Genomic DNA, 15,637 nt, shown 5'->3' with positions numbered 1-15,637 from the left:
CTCGGGCGTTTTTTTGTCTGCAATAAACCGAATTAATAGGAAATCGCCCGTATGTTGGACGCCAATCTTAAAGCTCAGTTGAAGTCATACCTGGAACGGGTCACCCAGCCGATCGAGATCGTCGCCTCCCTCGACGACGGCGCGAAATCCCAGGAAATGCTCGCCCTTCTGCAGGACGTAACCAGCCTCACCACGCTGATTACCCTGAAGACCGATGGCGATGATGCGCGTAAGCCATCGTTCTCCATCAACCGCCCGGGTGCCGATATCAGCCTGCGTTTCGCCGGCATCCCCATGGGCCATGAATTCACTTCGTTGGTGCTGGCCCTGCTGCAAGTCGGTGGCCACCCGTCGAAGGCCAGTGTCGAAGTGATTGAACAGATCCGCGCCCTTAAAGGCGAGTTCAGCTTCGAGACTTACTTCTCGCTGTCCTGCCAGAACTGCCCGGACGTGGTCCAGGCGCTGAACCTGATGGCCGTGCTCAACCCGAATATCCGCCACGTCGCCATCGACGGCGCGCTGTTCCAGGCTGAAGTCGACGAGCGTCAGATCATGGCGGTGCCGAGCGTCTACTTGAATGGTGTGAACTTCGGCCAGGGCCGCATGGGCCTGGAAGAAATCCTCGCCAAGCTCGACACCAGCGGCATTGAAAAAGCCGCCGAGAAAATCAGCGCCAAGGAGGCTTTTGATGTGCTGGTCGTCGGCGGTGGCCCAGCCGGTTCCGCAGCCGCCATCTACGCCGCACGTAAAGGCATCCGCACCGGTGTTGCCGCCGAACGCTTTGGCGGCCAGGTGCTGGACACCATGTCCATCGAGAACTTTATCTCGGTGCAGGAAACCGAAGGGCCGAAACTGGCCAGCGCCCTGGAAGCCCACGTGCGTCAGTACGACGTGGACATCATGAACCTGCAGCGCGCCAGCAGCCTGGTGCCGGCGAAGAATCCCGGTGACCTGCACGAAATTCGCTTTGAAAGCGGTGCGACCCTCAAGTCCAAGACCGTGATCCTGGCCACCGGCGCCCGCTGGCGCGAAATGGGGGTGCCGGGCGAGCAGGAATACAAGGCCAAGGGCGTGTGCTTCTGCCCGCACTGCGATGGTCCGTTGTTCAAGGGCAAGCGTGTGGCGGTGATCGGCGGCGGTAATTCCGGTGTTGAAGCAGCCATCGACCTGGCCGGTATCGTCAGCCATGTGACCTTGCTGGAGTTTGACAGCAAGCTGCGCGCCGATGCGGTATTGCAGCGCAAGCTGTACAGCCTGCCTAACGTTGACGTGATCACCAGCGCGCTGACCAGTGAAGTCAAAGGTGATGGCCAGAAAGTGACAGGCCTGGCCTACAAGGACCGCGATACCGGTGAGTTCAAGACCCTCGACCTGGAAGGCATCTTTGTACAGATCGGCTTGCTGCCCAACACCGACTGGCTTAAAGGCACTGTGGAACTGACCCCCCGTGGCGAGATCATTGTCGATGCCCGTGGCGAAACTTCACTGCCAGGGGTATTCGCCGCCGGTGACGTGACGACCGTGCCGTACAAGCAGATCGTGATTGCAGTAGGCGAGGGCGCGAAGGCTTCCCTGAGTGCTTTCGATCACTTGATCCGTACCTCCGCTCCGGCCTAAGCCCAGGTCCTGAAACGAAAAACCCCATGAGTGATCATGGGGTTTTTCGTTGTGCGTTAGAAACTTACAGCGGTGCTGGCTGAATAATCTCAACCCAGTACCCATCCGGGTCCTTGATGAACGCCAGGCTTTTCATGCGGCCATCGCTCAGGCGTTTCTGGAAATCGCAGCCCAATGCTTCGAAGCGTTCGCATGCGGCGACAATATCGGGCACCGAGATGCAGATATGGCCGAAGCCCCGTGGATCGGTGTTGCCGTTGTGGTAGGCGAAGTCGGCATCGTTTTCGGTGCCGTGGTTGTGGGTCAGTTCCAGGATGCCCGGGATCGACTTCATCCATTGGGTGCGCGCGGCGGCGTCGGCCGGGATCTGGGATTTGTCCACCAGGGCCAGGAAGTACAGGCTGAATTCGGCTTCCGGGAAGTCGCGCTTTTCAACCAGGGAAAAACCCAGGACGCGGGTGTAGAAGTCCAGGGACTTGGTGATGTCCTTGACCCGCAGCATGGTGTGGTTGAACACGAAGTTCGAGGTGGCGGTGTCAGGTTGGGCGGTGACGCCCGGGAAGGTGTTCAGTTCGTGCAGGCTCATGGGCCCTCCAGAAAAAAATGGGGCAAACGCGGCTCCAGGTGCGAGGAGCGTTCCCTTGGCTTGCGGCTGGCGTCCGTGCAGCCGGGCCATGATACGCAAGGCCCGCTTGCTGCGCCAAATGAAAAAGCGCGCGCAGGTCTTGCGACCGGCCGGTGGCGGGGCTCACACTTTGTCGCTTGAACCTTGGGTGTCTTTTGCAATGATCGAATGTCGTATACCGCTGTTGAGCGCTCTGTGTTTGCTGTTGGCCAGCCCCTGGGTGTGGGCGGGCGACCCGGAAATTCACTGGCCCAGCGGCTGGCAGGTCGAGGAAGTGGTGCCCGACGGCGCCGCGCCGGCCACCCCGCAGCCGGTCTCGCGGCAGCGTGCGATCAAGAACGACGAAAATGGCAACACATTGATGGTGATGGAGTTGACGGGGACGCCGATCGAGGCCGGACATAACGTTAATCTTCAGGGCGTATTGTTGGAGATGCGCAAGTCCATCCAGAAGGATTTTGCCCAAGGCGGTTACCAGAGTGTGTGCAGCAAGATGCACTCGACAACACTGAGTCGCCTTGAGGCCGTGGAAACTACCTGTGTGATTACCGAGAATGGACGGCACGTGCTTTCACAAACATTGGTCGGGGCTGTTGATACCGAAAAAGCGTATGTTTTTTCATACGCGGGTCAAGCCGACGCTTACGAAGCCAGCAAGGATGAAGTCAGTTCGGTGCGCGCCAGCCTCAAACTTTAAGTGCGTTTCGCCCGTCGATTCTCAACAAAGTGAAATGTTATTTAAGTTCGGTTTCGAGCCCTTGAATAAAAAAGCCCCGCATGTGCGGGGCTCTTTGTTAGTGCGCTGCGATCAGCCGCGAAGCCAGGAGTCTACAGTGGCCGCGCCATACTGTTCTTTCCAGGCCTTGAGGCCACGGTGGTTACCGCCCTTGGTTTCGATCAGTTCACCAGTGTGCGGGTTGTGGTAAACCTTGACCACGCGCGCACGGCGCTGTTTGGGTGCGCTGGCGGCGGCAGCGCTGGTCTTGCCCGGGTTTGGATCAAGGATCAGGATAATGTCGCGCAGGCCTTTGCCGTAGGTTTTCATCAGTCCTTGAAGCTTTTCTTCGAATTCGATTTCTTTCTTCAGGCCGGCGTCGTTCTTCAGGGACTCCAGCTGGGCGAGCTGCTCTTGAAGGGCTTTTTCTGCTGCGCGAAATTCGGCGAGTCTGGACAAAATCTATACTCCAATAGTGTATTTGGCTGATGTCAACTACAGACAAAGCTATAAGCCAATAGCGTTAAGGCGACTCACAGAAGAAGTCGTCCTGCGAGTTCTGCACAGGCAAGAAAAATTGTAGTAGTTAATCCGTCAAGAGTAAATCACGTCTTTTGTCGTATTAACAATATTTCAACGCCGCTAGTGCGTGCCTATTGAATGGCTGGCCAGGTTTTTAATGAAATCATCGCAAGGTAAAGGCCTTCCAAACAGGTAACCCTGGAGGAAATCCACACCATGAGCGGCCAAATATTCGCACTGCTCGGCAGTCTCTACACCCTCGGCAACGATGCCCAGGTCCAGCTTGCCGGACAATTCGATGATGCTGTCCAGAATATGCCGCGATAGTGCATCGGCACCGATCATGGCGACAAAACTCTGGTCGATCTTCAAGTAGTCCACATTGAAGTTACGTAAATAACCCAGGCTGGAGTGACCGGTACCAAAGTCATCGATGGCAATCATCACGCCCAGTTGATGCAGGGCGTCGAACAGTCGACGGGTAATATCCGTGGGCTCGATCAACTCGCGCTCGGTCAGCTCCAGCACCAAGGTCACCTGGCCCGGCGCAAAGGCGGCGAGAAATTCACGGCAATCCTCCACCAGTGCAAGGTCGTGGCAATGGCGCGCGGTGATATTCACGCCGATATGGAAGCCCGGGGTGAACTGCGTCGCATGGGGCGCCAGTTGGACGGCGGTCTGGCGCAGCAGGGCGCGGGTCATCGGTACGATCAGGCCGGAATGTTCGGCCAGCGGGATAAACAGATCGGGCCGGACCAGGCCTTCCTTGGGGTGCTGCCAGCGCATCAGCACTTCGCAGCCGGCCCATTCGCGGGTGTCACCGCGCACCACCGGCTGGAAGTACGGGATGAACTCATTGGCCCCCAGCGCCCGTTGCAGCTCATGGGTGGGCGCCGAGGAACGCTTTTGCAGCCAGTGCGCAAGCAGGCCCGCGAGGACGCCAAAGAACACCACCAGGCTGAACAGCGCCGGGTAACGTGCCAGCATATAGCGCCACACTTCACCGGCCGGCATGCCGGCGTCGACGCTGTAGCGATAGCGCTCGGACGCCAGGTGATGATGGGCCACGGCAAATACCGGGACGGCGGTGTCGTGCACGTTGCCATCGGCGCCGAGCCAGTGAGGCCCGACTTGCAGCACAAGCTGGGCATAGCGGCTGATCAGGCGCAGGGCGTTGGTCAGGTGATAGCCGTCGATCGAGGCAAACGCCGCTTTGTCCCCGTCGACCAGGCGGTAGACCAGCAGCGCGGTATCCGGCGTAACCGGGTTGCCGTTCATCAGCCACAGGCGGCCATCGACGTAGTCATCCGGGTTTACCGGTGACTCGTAGTTGCTGCCGAACAGGGAGCTGCAATAGATATTTTTCTGCCAGGACAAGGTCGTCGCCCGCACAAACGGCCGGCGCGTGACCTGTTCACGCAACGCCAGTTGCGCGCCACTGTCACACGGTTGTCCGGCCAGGGGCAGCAAGGCCTGGGCGGCGAGGGCGGTATTGTCGAGCATCAGGTCGAATTGACGTACGGCTTCCTGGGCGGTTTGCGCCGTGCTTTGTTCAAGGGTGCGTTCGGCTTGCCAATACAGGATGGCCGCACCCAGCAGGATCGGCAGCACACCCGCCAACAGGCTGATCGCATAGCGGGTAAGAAGTCTTCGCGGGCCTTTGACAGTGAGGGGCATGGGTTCAGGCCTGTTGCGCAGGGAGAGGGCTTTACCGGCAGGCCGGCGGGGAATGTTCCGATGATAGATGGCCCGCTTGGAATTTGCTCGCCCTGACAAGGCCTTGCGCAATCTCGATAAAGGCCAGGGTGGCCGGTGACGACTGCCGACGATCCAGCACCGCCAGGCCGATCTGGCGCGGCACACGGGGCGAAAGGGGTCGCTTCACATAGCGCGGATCAAGTGCCTGGGGCAGCGACGCTTCGGCGACGATGCTCAGGCCATCGCCACGGCTGACCGCTTCCAGGGTGCTCAGCAGTTGTGCGCAGCGATAACGAATCCTTGGTCGCAGTTGTCCGGCGTCGAACAGGCGGGTGACCAGTTCCGAGGAGCCGGCTTCGGTCAGGATAAAGGCATCGTCGCACAAGTCCTGCAGGGCCAGGGTGTCCCGCGCAGCCAATGGATGATCTGCCGGCAGCAGCGCCACCATCTGGTCCTCGAACACGGCAAAGGTGTCGTAGCGCTCCTGTTCCAGCACCACAAAGCCCACATCGATCCGTCGCTCATCCAGCCACTGCAGCACCTGGCGGTCGGGGCCTTCGTCCACATGCACCTCAATCCCCGGATGGGCGCTGCGAAACTGGCTGAGGATGGCGGGCAGCAGGCGAATCGACGCGGTCGGCCCGAACGAGCCGATGCGCAAGGTACCGCGTCGCATGCCACGGGCATCGGCCGCTTCTTGTTGCAGGGTGTTGGCCAGGCCGAGCATGGCACGGGCACGTCCGAGTAATTGCCGGCCGATGTCGCTGAGTTCTACCTGCGACTGGTGGCGGCGAAACAGCTCCACACCGAGCTCCTGCTCCAGGGCCTTGATGGCATGGGACACCGCCGACTGGCTGATGCCCAGGCGGTGGGCGGCACTGGTGAAGCCCTGCAGCTCGGCGACCAGCGAGAAGATTTCCAATTGGGTCAGGGTCATGAGTGAAAGCTCATTTTACGATGATCAGTTATTAGCTGAAGAATACGCCAATTCTCTCCGTACCTAGAGCCATCCCCATGCATCCCGCCTCCGATTACCTGACTTATTGCAAGCTCGCCGCCGTCACCATGATCTGGGGCGGTACCTTTGTCGCCGGGCGCTTCCTGGCCGACCACCTCAATCCGCTGCTGGCCGCCAGCCTGCGTTTTATCCTCGCCAGCCTGGCGTTGTTGCTGTTCATGGCCTGCGCGCGTATTCGACTGTTACGCCCGAACCTTCGGCAGTTTGCGCAACTGGCGGTGCTGGGCTTCTGCGGGATTTTTTTCTACAACCTGTGCTTCTTCTATGGGTTGCAGTACATCAATGCGTCGCGGGCTTCGCTGATCGTGGCGTTGAATCCGGCGGTGATCGGCCTGGCGAGCTGGCTCTTATTCAAGGAGCGGCTGAGTCGGATCAAGCTGCTGGGGATCCTGCTTTGCCTGGTCGGTGCCGGGACGGTCATTGTCAGCCGTAACCCGCAGGTGTTGCAGGCCACCGCCGATGCCTGGATCGGCGACCTGCTGATCCTCGGCTGTGTGGCAGGGTGGGGCGTTTATTCGCTGTGTGCCCGTGGGCTCAACCAAAGCCTGGGGCCATTGCAGACGGTCACCTGGTCGGTGCTGCTGGGCACGTTGATGTTGACCAGTACCGCGTTTGTTACCGCAAGCGTCAGCGTAGAAGCGCTCGGCCGCTTGCAGCTCACCCAGTGGCTCAGCCTGGCCTACCTCGGCGTGTTGGGCTCGGCGCTGTCGTATATCGGTTACTACGACGGCATCCGGCGCATTGGCGCGACGCGCTCCGGCGTGTTTATCGCACTCAACCCGCTGACGGCAGTGATCTGCGGTGCCTTGCTGCTGGGGGAGCAACTGACGGCGCCCATGCTGGCGGGCGGGGCCGTCATCCTGCTGGGCATCTACCTGTGCAACAAACCCCTTGCACAGCCCAGGGCAATGGGGATTTGATAAGAGTACGGACAAATACCGTTACGCTGTGTAGAATCGATTTACGCATACAAGAATATGGACTTGCGCTCACGCAAGCCTCGGCCGTCAGAGACTGATGTAACCATGAAGCTACTCGGCTCCCCCCTCATCTTTGGTGACTTCCTCGCCCGCAGTGTGCGAGGCCTTTCCTGCGCGCCGCCCTCCGACCTCATCCTTGCTCGCACATAACCAATTGCTACCCACAAGAATGATGAGGCGCCGGCCATGACCGACCACTATGAAAACCCAATGGGCCTGATGGGCTTTGAATTTATCGAATTCGCATCGCCGACCCCGGGCACCCTGGAGCCGATCTTCGAGATCATGGGCTTCACCAAAGTCGCGAATCACCGCTCCAAGAACGTCCAACTGTTCCGCCAGGGCGAGATCAACCTGATCCTCAACAACGAGCCCAACAGCATCGCCTCCTACTTCGCCGCCGAGCATGGCCCGTCGGTGTGCGGCATGGCGTTCCGCGTCAAGGACTCGCAAAAAGCCTACAACCGCGCCCTGGAACTGGGGGCCCAGCCCATCCATATCGAAACCGGCCCGATGGAGCTGAACCTGCCGGCCATCAAGGGCATCGGCGGCGCGCCGCTGTACCTGATCGACCGTTTCGGTGAGGGCAGCTCGATCTATGACATCGACTTCGTCTACCTCGACGGCGTCGAGCGCAACCCGCAAGGCGCCGGCCTCAAGGTCATCGACCACCTGACCCACAACGTCTATCGCGGGCGCATGGCCTACTGGGCCGGCTTCTACGAGAAACTGTTCAACTTCCGTGAAGCGCGCTACTTCGATATCAAGGGCGAATACACCGGCCTGACGTCCAAGGCCATGAGCGCCCCGGACGGCATGATCCGCATCCCGCTGAACGAAGAGTCGTCCAAGGGCGCCGGGCAGATCGAAGAGTTCCTGATGCAGTTCAATGGCGAGGGCATCCAGCACGTCGCGTTCCTCACCGACGACCTGGTCAAGACCTGGGACGCACTCAAGAAGATCGGCATGCGCTTCATGACCGCACCGCCGGACACCTACTACGAAATGCTCGAAGGTCGCCTGCCGAACCACGGCGAACCGGTGGATCAGCTGCAGGCGCGGGGCATCCTGCTGGACGGCTCGTCCATCGAAGGCGACAAGCGCCTGTTGCTGCAGATCTTCTCGGAAACCCTGATGGGCCCGGTGTTCTTCGAGTTCATCCAGCGCAAGGGCGATGATGGGTTTGGCGAGGGCAACTTCAAGGCGCTGTTCGAGTCCATCGAGCGGGACCAGGTACGTCGTGGTGTGTTGACCGCCGACTGATCCATGTGGGGCCTGGCAGGCTGCCCAGGTGCTTGACGAACATGCTCCGTATCCCAAGGTACGGAGCATTTTTTTTGCCTGCCAATTCAGAACGAGCTTGAAACAAACGACTTTTCCAGGCCTGGGAACCCGATTGATCGCGATATCCACACATGGGGGGCGCAAGAGCTGATGTTCTCCTGTGTCGCAACCGTGCATTCCGCGAACCCAACTTTAAGGAAAGACTGACTATGACAAAACAAACTCTGGCGGCTGCAGTGCTGGCCTTTTGCGGCTTTGCCGCCAGCTCCGCTTATGCGGCAGACGGTACCATCACGATCACGGGCTCGGTCAGTGGCACCACCTGCACCATCAGTGGCGGTACCGGGGCCTCGCCAGGTTCGGGCGCCAACTTCCCGGTAGTGCTTGACCGAGTGCAAACCTCGGCCCTCAAGGCCGCAGGCGATACGGCCGGCGCCAAGCGCTACTTTGTCTATGTCGGCGGCTCGGGCGGATGCCCGAACGGTACCAAGGTCGCCGTACGTTATGAGCCGACCAGCCCTGGCATCAACCCGGCAACCGGCAACCTGCGTAACACGGCCACGGCAACGCCGGCCTCGCGGGTTGAGGTACAAATCCTCGATGGTGCGACCTCCACGCCGATGGACTTGCGCACCGGCAACAACTCGACCGTTGCCACCGTTACCAATGGCCTGGCGACCTTGCCGTTCTACGCACGCTATATCGCCAACGGTGGCGCGGCGGGCGCGGGTAATGTCACCAGCAGTGTGCAGTACTCGGTCACCTTTCCTTGATGCAGCCACGCAGATGACCATCGCCTGAGATCCTCGCTCGACCCGGCGGTCGGGCGCAGGACAACTGTTATCAAGGATTACCCGATGCAGGATTTACTGATGATCTTAAGTCGTCGAGCGATGTGCGTGGCGCTGAGCCTGTCCTTGGGGATGGCCTCGCACATGGCGCACGCGGGCGTGGTTATCGACGGTACGCGACAGATTTACCCCGAGCAGCGACGCGAGGTCACCCTACGAGTGACCAATGATGACAAACATGCACCCCGCCTGGTCCAGGCATGGCTGGACGCCGGTGACCCAGAGGCAGCGCCGTCGCTGAGCGATGTGCCTTTCGTGCTGTCTCCGCCGGTATTTCGCCTGGACTCAGGCAAAAGCCAGTCCATGCGCCTGTCCTACACCAAGGCACCGCTGCCTGCGGATAGAGAGTCGCTGTTCTGGTTGAATGTACTTGAGGTCCCTGGTGCGACCAGTGAGTTTGATCCCACGCTTGAAGACGATCAGCGGAACCACTTCAAGTTCGCGTTCCGTATCCGCACCAAAGTGTTTTTTCGTCCGGCGCAGTTATCCGGAACACCCGAGGAGGCGCCCGGGCTGTTGCGCTGGTCCCTGGCGCGGGTCGCCCAGGGCAACGAGATACAGGTGCATAACCCATCGGCGTATCACGTCACCTTCAACGACATTGCCCTGCTCATGGGCGCCGATCCAAACGCGAAAAAACTGATCCTGCCGGAAGGGATGGTGGAACCAGGAGGCACGTTGAAGGTAGCGGTGCCGAAAGCCGCGAAGGCAATACCTGCCGATGCACGGGTGAGTTTCACCTACATCAACGATTTCGGCGGCTTTTCATCGGTGCAGCCTGCTGTGTTGCACCGCTGAACGCGTCCCCGGAACGTTGATGATGGCAAGCAAACGTACATTTCCCAGCGTCCACTGAAGTCATAACTATGCCTAGTCACATCCAGGTAAGGGTGCATCGTTGCGCCCCGATTTTGCCATTCCAGCCTCGCACGATGATGTTGGGTGGTTTGATGAGTGCGGCCGTGATGGCAAGCGATGCCGCGCTTGCGTCTGAGTTGAGCTTTGATCTGAACGCATTCTCCAGTGGCCTGGCGTCGTCGGTCGACACGTCACGGTTCAACACCGGCAACCCGATGAGCCCCGGCCTGTACCGCGTAGATATCGTGGTCAACGGCCAGGCATTGGGGCGCAGGGAGGTGGAGTTCGTCGCAGCCCAGGCAAAGGCCGGCGCGCAGCCGTGCTTGAGTCGCGAAGTGTTGGAAAAGATCGGTATCGCGATGGATAAAGTCGATACCGAGGCCCATGGGCGCGAGGTCGGCAACCCTGCCGCAGCCGGCCAGTACTGCGGCGACCTGGGGCAGTGGATTCCGATGGCATCCAGCACCTTCGACCCGGGTGCGCTCGAGTTGGCCGCCAGCGTGCCGCAGGCCTATATGAAGCGTTCCATGCGTGGCTACATTGACCCCGAGTCGCTGGATGAGGGGATTGCCGCAGGGTTACTCAATTACAACTTCAGCACCAGCGCAGTCACCGCCGGTGAAGGTGACGGTCGTACTTACCTGGGCCTCAATGCGGGGATCAATCTGGGCGCCTGGCGCTTGCGGCACCAGGGCGCACAGGCCTGGAGCAATCGCACAGGCTTCGAGACTTATCAGAACACGTCCACGTATGTGCAGCGCAGTATCATTCCTTGGCAGTCACAACTGACCCTGGGAGACACCTTCAGCAACGGACAGATCGTCGACGGGGTCCGCCTGCGAGGCGTGACCCTGGCTACCGACGACCGCATGCGCCCGCAGACGCAGCAAGGCTATGCACCGCAGGTACGGGGTGTCGCCGACAGTAATGCAACGGTCACGGTCAGCCAGAACGGCTACACCATTTATGAGACCACGGTGGCGCCTGGCCCCTTTGTCATCAGTGACCTGCATGCCACCGGATACGGCGGTGACTTGATCGTCAATGTGACCGAAGTCGACGGGCGTCGGAACACCTTCGTCGTGCCGTATTCAGTGGCCCCGCAGCTGCTGCGGGCCGACACGACGAAATACAGCGCCACCCTGGGTGAGGTGCAGCAAAAGGGCATCGATGCCAAAGGTGCGAACGTCTTTCAAGGCACTCTGCAACGCGGCTTGACCGATGACCTGACGGTGTATGGCGGCGGCAGTCTTTCCAAAGGCTATGAGCAGGGAAAGGTCGGTGTTGCGTTGAATACGCCCGTCGGCGCCTTTTCGCTGGACACCGCCACCTCACGTACCGCGGTGCCAGAGCATGGACGCCTGACCGGGCAAAGCCTCGGGCTTGGCTACAACAAAAGCCTGCCGGCCTCGGGGACGCATTTTGCGCTGGGCGCGTATCGATTCTCCACGGAGGGATACCTGAACCTTCCGGATGCCCTGAATGTGCGTGAGATCGCGAGCCGCTCCGGTGATGTCAACGGCTATGCCCGGCAAAAAAGCCGGCTCGACCTGACCATCAGCCAGCAACTGGGCATCGGCACCCTGAGCCTGTACGGCAGCTCTGTCGACTATTGGGGCGAGAACGAGGGCCGCCAGGTTTCATTCACCGCCAGCTACGGCTCGACCTGGAACAAGCTCAACTGGAACCTTTCGGCGCAACGTTCGAGGGTCCAGGACACGCGACAACTGACCCAAAGCGAACTCAGTGACGATGTGTTCTTCGGGCGTATCGGTCAACCCGGGCGCATCGATAACCGCTACATGCTCACGCTATCGATGCCCCTGGGGAGTGAGTCGAGGTCGCCGACGATCAATACTTCGCTGTCCCGGGATACCGGCGATACACGGGGCAGCCAGCAGCAGGTGGGCATCAACGGCTTCCTGGGCGAGAACGCCGAGGTCAACTACGGTGTTTCCGCCCACCGTGCGACCAGTGATAGCACGCGCTCCAGCCAGTTCAACACCTATGCGGGTTATCGCACCGATGCCACCCACCTGCGCGCCGGATATGGCCAGAGCCGCGATAGCTCGCAGCTTTCGTTCGGCGCCGACGGCGGAGTAGTCGTGCACGCCGACGGTGTGGCGTTCTCGCAAAGCCTGGGCGAAGCCTCGGCGCTGGTCCATGTGCCGGGAGCCGAAGGCGCCCGGCTTGGCGGTGGCGGCGGTACACGGGTCAACAGCAAGGGATACGCCGTCGTGCCCAATCTGACGGCGTTCCAGAACAATACGGTGGAGATCGATCCGGAAGGCATGTCGCTGGATGTGGAGCTTCAGGAATCGACCCGCAACGTCGTACCGACCTCGGGTGCGGTATCGCTGGTCAAGTTCGACACGGTCAATGGCCGGGCAGTGGTGGTCAAGGGCGTTCGCGAGAATGGCAGCCCGCTGCCATTTGCTGCACAGGTATTCGATGGGCAAGGGCGTGAGGTCGGTGTGGTGGGGCAGGCCAGCAAAGCCTTCGTCCGGGACATCCCGCAGGAAGGCCGCCTGACCGTCAAGTGGGGCAGCAAAATCGCCGAGCAGTGCGATATCCACTATCACATGCCGGCGGTGACCGCCGGCCAGCGACAGGTCACTACCGATTTCATGCAAGGGGTATGCGTGGCGAGCCAGGCTCGCCAGGTGGCGGGCCAGCCATGAGCGAGCGCCGATTCATGACTGATGCGATGCAAGACTTATCCGATATGACAGAGGTGTTGTTTTCATGACTAGGTATTCGCTTGCCGGCGTGGTGCTGGGAGGATGGATGGTGGCGCTGGAGGCTCGAGCGATCACCTGCGCCCCCGGCCCGTCGGTGAATATTACTATTCCCCCGATCACCGTTGCGGCCGGGCAACAGGTAGGACAAGTGATAGGGTCCGCCAGCGGCTATCGCTTTGACAGCCCTCCAGGATCTGCGCTTCGGTGTACCACTGGCATTGCTTTTGGGGCACAGGCCAGGCTGGCGCTGGTCAATAGCCCGCCGACGGGCCAGACATTTTCCGCCAACGGGCTTTCAATGCCGGTGCACGCCACCAATGTGCCTGGGGTCGGGTTTGCCATGATGGCGAGGGACCCGAATCGGCCGTTCATGCCTATCAACACGGCGGGTGTCACACTGATTGTTGGAGATATCAGGGCAAGGCCCATCGTCCTCGGGCTTGATACCCGTATCTACTTTGTAGCCACGGGCCCCATCACCGGCGGCACGATCGCCGCCAGGAACCTTGCAAGGTATACGATCACCGGCACGCCCATCAGCGGGGCCGGCTATTACGCGGTGAACTTTTCCAATATCACGATCAATGCGCCCCGCAAACCCACCTGCAGCGTCACCACGCCTTCGGTTGCAATGCCCATGCCGGCCGTGGCTGCACGTGACTTTCGCGGGGTGGGCAGCTTCGCCGGCAGCGTGACCCGTAACATCACACTGTCATGTACGGGCGGCACCAGCGGTGCTACGCGTGACGTATTTATAACGGTGACAGACCAGACCACGCCGGCCAATCGCAGCGATGTGTTATCCCTGACCCCGACCTCCGTGGCCAGCGGCGTCGCACTGCAACTACTGCGGGGGAGCACACTGGTGCGTTACGGCGCCGACTCCACGACCATTGGCAACCCGAACCAGTGGCTGGTCGGCACAACCGGCAATGCAACCGTGCAGATTCCTTTGACTGCACGTTATATCCAGACGGGCTCATCGATCCGGCCCGGCAGCGCGAACGGGTTGGCGTCCTTCACAATGAGCTACCGATGAGCATCGCGCTGTGGAGCAGGGGCCTTGGCGTGCTGATGAGCCTGCAGGCGATCGTCGCGCAGGGTGAAATCGTGATTGACCGCACACGTGTCATCTATCCGGGCGCCGCGCGCGCGGTGGTGATCAACCTGCACAACGAGGCTGACAGTCCGCGCCTGGTGCAGGCGTGGATCGATGACGGCGATGCGGCGGCGGCGCCCGAAAACAGTGATGTGCCGTTCACGATTACGCCACCCATCGTTCGCATGAATGCAAGCACCGGACGCGCCTTGCGGATCATGCATTATCAAACGCCGAAGCCGATGGCTGACCGGGAGTCGGTGTACTGGCTGAACGTGCTGGCAATCAGGCCGAGTGTTGAGGCCTCGGCTGAAACCAACGTCCTGCAATTTGCCTTTCGTACGCGGATCAAGCTTTTCCTCCGGCCCGCCGAACTGCCGGGGCAGGTGCAGGACGCGGCTCACGCGCTGCAATGGTCCGTAAGCGGTGGAGGCGAGGCGGGGTTGGAGGTGCTTAACCCCACGCCCTATCACGTGACCTTGTCCGGGGTGGTACTGACACTCCGCGCAGTGGAGCATCGCAGTGAAGATCCGCCGATGGTCGCGCCCTATGGGACTGCACGGATTGCGATGCCCGGGCTGCCTCACGAGGGCCTGACCGGCACGCCAGTAGAATTCACCACCCTGGACGATGAGGGTGCCACTCAACACCATCAGGCGCTGTTGCGGCCTGTCGCCTGTTCGTCGCTCAAGCCCTGCGCTGACGCACCAGGTGCTTGACCCCTTCGAACACAAGGACCATGACCGCTATCCAGATCGGGATGTAGGTCAACCATTCGCCGGCCTTGATGCCTTCACCCAGCAGCAGCGCCACCACCAGCAACAGCACCGGCTCGACATAACTGAGCAGTCCGAACAGGCTGAACGCCAGCAGGCGGCTGGCGATGATATAGCTCACCAGCGCCGAGGCGCTGATCAGGCCCAGTATCGGGATCAACCCGTACAGCTTGGGGTGGGCATCCATCACCGCAAAGCCCTGTTCGCCGCTTTGCACAAACCACCAGGCCACCGGCAGCATCAGCGCCATGTCCAGCCAGAGTCCGCCCAGGTGGTCGGTCTTGAGGTATCTGCGCGCAATGAAATACAGCGGGTAACCGATGATCACCACCAGCGTCGCCCAGGAGAACCCGCCGGCCTGGAACAACTCGTTGAGTACCCCGAGGCCGGCAAAAAACACCGCGATCTTTTGCAGGTAGGACAACTGTTCGCCCCATACCAGGCGCCCGGTCAGCACCATGGTCAGCGGCAGCAGGAAGTAACCCACCGATACATCCAGGCTGCGCCCATTCAGCGGCGCCCACATGAACAACCACAACTGCACGCCCAGCAACGCCGACGACAGCACCACACCGCCGATCAGCCGAGGCTTGGCCGCCAGCACTCGCAGCAATTCCCAGACCCGCCGCCATTCGCCGCTGACGATCATGAACACCGTCATGCACGGCACGGTCAGCAACATGCGCCAGCCGAAAATTTCCAGCCCGCTCAATGGCGTCAGCAATGACGTGAAGTAATACATCACGGCAAACAACACCGAGGCCGACACCGATAACACAACACCTTTAGACACGCTGTCCTCGCGAAAACCGATTTCAAACAAGTAGGGGGAATTTCAACAGGGGATTATGGT

At 60.6% G+C, this 15,637-nt stretch carries 14 protein-coding genes; 9 read left to right on the top strand and 5 right to left on the bottom strand.

The annotated features are described in order from the left end of the window. Nucleotides 1–51: 51 nt before the first annotated feature. A complete protein-coding gene (ahpF, locus tag B9N88_RS00160; protein WP_027606586.1) occupies nt 52–1,617 on the top strand; it encodes an alkyl hydroperoxide reductase subunit F in 1,566 nt (521 codons plus the stop codon). Between the two features lie 64 nt (nt 1,618–1,681). Here ahpF and gloA read toward each other — a convergent pair whose 3' ends face one another. Further along, nucleotides 1,682–2,203 (bottom strand): lactoylglutathione lyase, encoded by a 522-nt coding sequence (gloA, locus tag B9N88_RS00155; protein WP_027606585.1) that lies wholly within the window; start codon nt 2,201–2,203, stop codon nt 1,682–1,684. Between the two features lie 199 nt (nt 2,204–2,402). On the opposite strand from gloA, the gene B9N88_RS00150 reads away from it, so the two are divergent. Beyond that, complete coding sequence (locus B9N88_RS00150; RefSeq protein WP_027606584.1) at nt 2,403–2,939, top strand: DUF4946 domain-containing protein; 537 nt, start codon at nt 2,403–2,405, stop codon at nt 2,937–2,939. Between the two features lie 111 nt (nt 2,940–3,050). Here B9N88_RS00150 and B9N88_RS00145 read toward each other — a convergent pair whose 3' ends face one another. The 3 genes from B9N88_RS00145 to B9N88_RS00135 form a co-directional block, all read right to left on the bottom strand. Then, nucleotides 3,051–3,416, bottom strand: coding sequence for a histone-like nucleoid-structuring protein, MvaT/MvaU family (locus B9N88_RS00145; protein ID WP_027606583.1), 366 nt, complete (start codon nt 3,414–3,416; stop codon nt 3,051–3,053). Nucleotides 3,417–3,599: 183 nt separating this feature from the next. Then, a complete protein-coding gene (locus B9N88_RS00140) occupies nt 3,600–5,156 on the bottom strand; it encodes an EAL domain-containing protein (protein WP_027606582.1) in 1,557 nt (518 codons plus the stop codon). 31 nt (nt 5,157–5,187) lie between these two features. Further along, on the bottom strand, nt 5,188–6,114 hold the full coding sequence (locus B9N88_RS00135; protein WP_027606581.1) for a LysR family transcriptional regulator: 927 nt from the start codon (nt 6,112–6,114) through the stop codon (nt 5,188–5,190). A 77-nt stretch (nt 6,115–6,191) separates the two neighbouring features. Here B9N88_RS00135 and B9N88_RS00130 point away from each other — a divergent pair, with 77 nt between their 5' ends. The 7 genes from B9N88_RS00130 (at nt 6,192) to B9N88_RS00100 (ending at nt 14,727) form a co-directional block, all read left to right on the top strand. Beyond that, a complete protein-coding gene (locus B9N88_RS00130) occupies nt 6,192–7,115 on the top strand; it encodes a DMT family transporter (protein ID WP_027606580.1) in 924 nt (307 codons plus the stop codon). 246 nt (nt 7,116–7,361) lie between these two features. After that, a complete protein-coding gene (gene hppD / locus B9N88_RS00125) occupies nt 7,362–8,438 on the top strand; it encodes a 4-hydroxyphenylpyruvate dioxygenase (RefSeq protein WP_027606579.1) in 1,077 nt (358 codons plus the stop codon). A 230-nt stretch (nt 8,439–8,668) separates the two neighbouring features. Further along, entirely contained in the window at nt 8,669–9,232 is a 564-nt protein-coding gene (locus B9N88_RS00120; RefSeq protein WP_027606578.1) for a fimbrial protein, read from the top strand. 84 nt (nt 9,233–9,316) lie between these two features. Then, a complete protein-coding gene (locus B9N88_RS00115; RefSeq protein ID WP_256221284.1) occupies nt 9,317–10,108 on the top strand; it encodes a fimbrial biogenesis chaperone in 792 nt (263 codons plus the stop codon). A 152-nt stretch (nt 10,109–10,260) separates the two neighbouring features. Continuing rightward, nucleotides 10,261–12,849 carry a fimbria/pilus outer membrane usher protein gene (locus tag B9N88_RS00110; RefSeq protein WP_256579696.1) on the top strand — a complete coding sequence of 863 codons (2,589 nt, stop codon included), beginning with the start codon at nt 10,261–10,263 and terminating at the stop codon, nt 12,847–12,849. 64 nt (nt 12,850–12,913) lie between these two features. Further along, nucleotides 12,914–13,948, top strand: coding sequence for a fimbrial protein (locus B9N88_RS32165; RefSeq protein WP_141543026.1), 1,035 nt, complete (start codon nt 12,914–12,916; stop codon nt 13,946–13,948). Next, entirely contained in the window at nt 13,945–14,727 is a 783-nt protein-coding gene (locus tag B9N88_RS00100) for a fimbrial biogenesis chaperone (protein WP_051429372.1), read from the top strand. Before B9N88_RS32165 ends, B9N88_RS00100 begins: the two co-directional genes overlap by 4 nt. Here B9N88_RS00100 and rarD read toward each other — a convergent pair. Further along, nucleotides 14,696–15,577, bottom strand: coding sequence for an EamA family transporter RarD (rarD, locus tag B9N88_RS00095; protein WP_027606575.1), 882 nt, complete (start codon nt 15,575–15,577; stop codon nt 14,696–14,698). The two genes, B9N88_RS00100 and rarD, sit on opposite strands and share 32 nt — an antisense overlap. Nucleotides 15,578–15,637: the final 60 nt, after the last annotated feature.

It is taken from the genome of Pseudomonas sp. LAMO17WK12:I1 (genome assembly GCF_900177315.1).
GTDB lineage: Bacteria > Pseudomonadota > Gammaproteobacteria > Pseudomonadales > Pseudomonadaceae > Aquipseudomonas > Aquipseudomonas marginalis.
The sequence above is the reverse complement of the archived record's forward strand: the minus strand, read 5'-3'. Positions and strand labels throughout refer to the sequence as shown.

Coding starts and splice junctions, on each gene's coding strand:
- ahpF (WP_027606586.1), top strand. CDS start 52: ATGTTGGACGCCAATCTTAAAGCTCAGTTGAAGTCATACCTGGAACGG.
- gloA (WP_027606585.1), bottom strand. CDS start 2,203: ATGAGCCTGCACGAACTGAACACCTTCCCGGGCGTCACCGCCCAACCT.
- B9N88_RS00150 (WP_027606584.1), top strand. CDS start 2,403: ATGATCGAATGTCGTATACCGCTGTTGAGCGCTCTGTGTTTGCTGTTG.
- B9N88_RS00140 (WP_027606582.1), bottom strand. CDS start 5,156: ATGCCCCTCACTGTCAAAGGCCCGCGAAGACTTCTTACCCGCTATGCG.
- B9N88_RS00135 (WP_027606581.1), bottom strand. CDS start 6,114: ATGACCCTGACCCAATTGGAAATCTTCTCGCTGGTCGCCGAGCTGCAG.
- B9N88_RS00130 (WP_027606580.1), top strand. CDS start 6,192: ATGCATCCCGCCTCCGATTACCTGACTTATTGCAAGCTCGCCGCCGTC.
- hppD (WP_027606579.1), top strand. CDS start 7,362: ATGACCGACCACTATGAAAACCCAATGGGCCTGATGGGCTTTGAATTT.
- B9N88_RS00120 (WP_027606578.1), top strand. CDS start 8,669: ATGACAAAACAAACTCTGGCGGCTGCAGTGCTGGCCTTTTGCGGCTTT.
- B9N88_RS00115 (WP_256221284.1), top strand. CDS start 9,317: ATGCAGGATTTACTGATGATCTTAAGTCGTCGAGCGATGTGCGTGGCG.
- B9N88_RS00110 (WP_256579696.1), top strand. CDS start 10,261: ATGAGTGCGGCCGTGATGGCAAGCGATGCCGCGCTTGCGTCTGAGTTG.
- B9N88_RS32165 (WP_141543026.1), top strand. CDS start 12,914: ATGACTAGGTATTCGCTTGCCGGCGTGGTGCTGGGAGGATGGATGGTG.
- B9N88_RS00100 (WP_051429372.1), top strand. CDS start 13,945: ATGAGCATCGCGCTGTGGAGCAGGGGCCTTGGCGTGCTGATGAGCCTG.